This window comes from Asticcacaulis sp., assembly GCF_027484505.1.
In the GTDB taxonomy this organism is placed as follows: Bacteria; Pseudomonadota; Alphaproteobacteria; order Caulobacterales; family Caulobacteraceae; genus Asticcacaulis.
Window position 1 is genome coordinate 1 of sequence record NZ_JAIXSV010000358.1, and the last position, 3,388, is coordinate 3,388.

4 protein-coding genes are annotated in these 3,388 nt (G+C 51.4%); 3 read left to right on the plus strand and 1 reads right to left on the minus strand.

From position 1 onward, the window contains the following. The first annotated feature begins 274 nt into the window (after window positions 1-274). The 3 genes from Q0072_RS20975 to Q0072_RS20985 all read left to right on the plus strand — a co-directional run bounded on the left by Q0072_RS20975 (window position 275) and on the right by Q0072_RS20985 (window position 2,912). Window positions 275-619, plus strand: coding sequence for a hypothetical protein (locus Q0072_RS20975; RefSeq protein ID WP_298333807.1), 345 nt, complete (start codon window positions 275-277; stop codon window positions 617-619). A gap of 140 nt (window positions 620-759) precedes the next feature. Next, window positions 760-1,152 (plus strand): hypothetical protein, encoded by a 393-nt coding sequence (locus Q0072_RS20980; RefSeq protein WP_298333809.1) that lies wholly within the window; start codon window positions 760-762, stop codon window positions 1,150-1,152. Between the two features lie 206 nt (window positions 1,153-1,358). Further along, window positions 1,359-2,912, plus strand: coding sequence for a DUF4157 domain-containing protein (locus Q0072_RS20985; protein WP_298333811.1), 1,554 nt, complete (start codon window positions 1,359-1,361; stop codon window positions 2,910-2,912). A 233-nt stretch (window positions 2,913-3,145) separates the two neighbouring features. On the opposite strand, the gene Q0072_RS20990 is transcribed toward Q0072_RS20985, so the two are convergent. Continuing rightward, the coding region (locus Q0072_RS20990) for a hypothetical protein (RefSeq protein ID WP_298333812.1) at window positions 3,146-3,388 on the minus strand (243 nt) is incomplete at its 5' end.

Below are 3,388 nucleotides of genomic sequence, written 5' to 3' on the forward strand. Positions count from 1 at the left end.
CTCCACCGCGGCGTTCGTGAAGAATATGGGGGAGTTGATCAAGGCGGTTGGGCCTAAGTAATCGCTGGTACCTAACGGCCATCCGGGGCGATCCATCGCGATCAACAGCACCGGATGGCCGCAGGCGCCAAGCGGCCAATGCCCCCCTGTTGACCCACCCGTCGGCCAGAGCCGCCGGCGGGTGGCGGGAATCGGCGAATGGGGTCATGTTGATTTCCACAAAAATTCATGGTAAATATTTTAAGTATAAATAACAGTCGAGAAAGCACTCGTCATGTCGAGAATGTCTTTTTTCGCGGTCCTTGCGTTAGGTCTTTTTACTTTTTCTGTTTCCGCACAAGAAACTGGCAGCGCGTCGCAATGTTCGCAGGTCACGAACAGCGCCGGTGTCACGTTTCTGGCCTGTAAACCCGATGATGGTGCCGCCGCTGATTTCGGTCCGGCGGAAGGCATTGATGCCGACGGGTTTGAGGTCGGGGCCAGTTGCGCCGCACCGACCGCCACCTACACTCTGATCTGCGCGGCACCGTCGGGGTTGGGGGCGGGCTGTTCCTGCCAGGACCCCAATACCGGTGCCAGCGTCCAGGGCCAGGTCAAAAAGGTCGGCATGGGCGGGTGATGTCCGGCAGCGCCCGCCCGGTCTCTGTCTTGCCATTTTGAACGTCCACTTAGCCGTGCTGTGTGTGCCGCCGGTGTCCCGGTGGTCCAAAGAACTGTGACCGGCACGGACATAACAGATCAACCACAGGGAGCTTCAGCATGCGTGGATTCGTCGTTGCCTGCGCCATGGCAATGTCTGTTCTTGCCGCGTCGGCGGCCAGTGCCCAGCAATGCGATAACCAACAGCAACCGTCCCCACAATCGCGGACCAAGGCGGGGCTCAGCCTGCAAAACACCACAAGCAGTCAGATCAATGTGCTGTGGGCGGATTTTGACGGTGTGCTGACGCATTACACCACGCTGCAGCCCAAACAGACGGCTGCCTTCGACAGCTATGTCGGCCATATCTGGTATCTGGAAGGCTTCACGCCCGACGGGGCCGTCTGCCTGGGCCCCATTCGCCCGGCACAGGCCAATGGCACCTGCAAAATGAAGATATCGCTGGATAATGAAGGGTTCCTCTACGAGCAGCAGGCCTGCAAGGTGGAGTGATTTGTTCAAGCGGCTGAACGCGCCGCTGCTGTAAGACCGACAGCGGCGCGTGAAAGTGACAAAAAAGGCTGCATCCTGTCGGGTGCCGCCTTTTTGGTTTGGATGGCACCGGGGGCACCTGCGGGGCGTGGTCCCATGTTGGGAAGAACTTGAACCGGTTCGTTTATATCGCCATGATAGAGAATAAACCATATCACTGGAGGTCAGTGATCATTTACGACCAGCCGCAACCATCGAGCAAAGCCATCCGCACGGAGAAGGCGGTCCAGCGTAAAAGCCTTGCCGATCATCGGCCGGGGAACACGCTGGCTACCCTTGCCGACAATCGGACCGGAACGGCGCCGCGGCAGGCCAACAGGACCGGTTTGCCCGATGGGTTGAAGAGGGGGATCGAACACTTGTCGGGCATCAGCCTGGATCAGGTGCGGGTCCATTACAACTCCGCCAGGCCGGCGCAACTTCACGCTTATGCCTATGCCCAGGGGACCGATATTCATCTGGCACCGGGGCAGGAAGCCCACCTGCCGCATGAGGCCTGGCACGTCGTGCAGCAAGCACAGGGGCGGGTACGGCCAACGGTGCAGTTAAAGGCCGGGATCAGTGTCAATGATGACCAGTCATTGGAACATGAGGCCGATGTGATGGGCGCCAAGGCCTTGCAGATGACATCGGCCGGGTGTTTTGGTGTGGTGTCGGGGACTGTGGGTAGCGGGGGGGTGGCGCAGTTTCGGTCGGCGGTCGTGCAGATGGCCAGCCCGTTGGTTACCGACAGGCTGAATGTGGTGGGTGAGGATCACAGTGAATCCGGAGGGAGGCGCGATGATGAGAGAAAATATTCCGAAAAATATAGTCAATCAAAAAGCTATTGGACGGAATCTCAATTTCAACCTACGTCAGCACTAGAACAGAAGAATCAAAAGATTATCCGAGGTGACTGCCCGTTTCATCGATATATTCACCGGCTATCGTTTGTGCATCAATATTTAAGTGAAATAAATAATTTTTATACTGAAATGGAAAATCAGCAGCATTATATCGATAAAGGCGCAAAAAGAAGTCCTTTAGGTCAAGTTGGTAGACAGGAGTTAGGTCATGAAGAAGATTATTCAGAAATTATGACCAGAGAATATAGTGACGAAGGTATTGATATTGATGAGGTAAAACTTTATGAACAAACAAATGAAACAGTAAAACGGGCGGTATTTAAGAAAAGTATTGAAGGTAAGATTACAAAGATATATTCGAATATTTTATCTAATATTGATAGGTGCATGGGTGATATTAATCATTTATTTAATAACATTGGAGTGCAGGAATATTTTAATGAAGAGGATATAGAGATAAACAAAAATATGCTTTTGGAGCTTAAGGAAGTTAATCAAGAGATTTTTAATAAATATTTTGATGCCACGTCAGATAGTTCTTCTATTTTGTTTATTGACTTTCTTATTGATAAGAGATGTTTTATTAATAATAAAATCACTGAAATAGAATTAACAATAAATAAAAGTGGAGAATATAGTGAAGAAAACAAGAAAACTGGAGAAAAACATTATTCGATCTTGATTAGTAAAAGTAGATCAGATCAAATGCATATTGCGGAAAATATTGGCTTTGAGATGCACGGTACATGGAAAATTGGAGATTCTCATGTCGATGAAATGAGGGGTAAAAGACCAAGATATTACAACCTTGTTTCAATGGCTGATTTTAACAAATCATTCAACGATGATGATGCCGGGTGCTGTGCCGCCATGTAGAATTGAAAAATTTAATTGAAACGATAATCCCGTGGCGGTGAATTCCCCCTGTGATTTTTGGCTTTTTTGGGTGTGCCGTCCCGTAAGGTCTGTATAATGGCTTCCCTACTAGTGCCGAACTTCCTGTTTGGGGGGGCTGATTTCAGTTGATTGTCGCCCACAAGCTGCATCTCGTTGATAGGTACAAATGCGGCGCCCCAACTGGGACGCCGCTTTCCTGATCTAACTGCACCTCACCCCAACCTTGCCAGCGCATCCGCCAGCTTGGCCCGCACCGTGTCGGCCTCTGCCCGGCGCTCGCGCTGTTCCTCGATCACCTCTTCGGGCGCCTTGTCGACAAAGTTCTTGTTCGACAGCTTGGCGTCGATCTTGGCGATGTCCTGTTCCAGCTTGCCGATTTCCTTGGCAAGACGGGCCTTTTCCTTTTCGACGTCGATAAAGTCGGCGAGCGGCAGGATCAGGGTGGCTTCGTCCAG